The following is a 268-nucleotide window of genomic DNA, read 5'->3' as shown; positions in this document are numbered from 1 at the left end:
GGCCGAGCCGACCATGACAGCGGTCTCGCCACGAAGCGCAGAAGGCACGATTAGTCGAGGAGCCGATTTGGCTTGCCACCATCCATCTTGCTTTTGTGGATACGCTCCAGAATTACGCGGGCAGCCTCGGCTCGCTCCTTCGACCGCCCGGTCAGAAGCTGGCCTCTCAGTGAAGCCGGCATCTCCATCTCGCAATCCCAGACCGTCCATGCGTTGGTCGGGTCGAGTATGCAAATGTACCTCTGGAGCCTTTTTTCATCGGTCAACT

Annotated in this window: 1 protein-coding gene; it reads right to left on the bottom strand. The window is 58.6% G+C overall.

The window, feature by feature from the left end:
* Positions 1–50: 50 nt before the first annotated feature.
* Positions 51–268 (bottom strand): hypothetical protein (locus EOB49_RS37175; RefSeq protein WP_206526226.1); only part of this gene is annotated, 218 nt, incomplete at its 5' end.

It is taken from the genome of Mesorhizobium sp. M7A.F.Ca.MR.148.00.0.0, from assembly GCF_003997735.1.
Taxonomy (GTDB): Bacteria; Pseudomonadota; Alphaproteobacteria; order Rhizobiales; family Rhizobiaceae; genus Mesorhizobium.
Note: the sequence above shows the minus strand (reverse complement) of the source record. Positions and strands in the feature narration are given on the sequence as shown.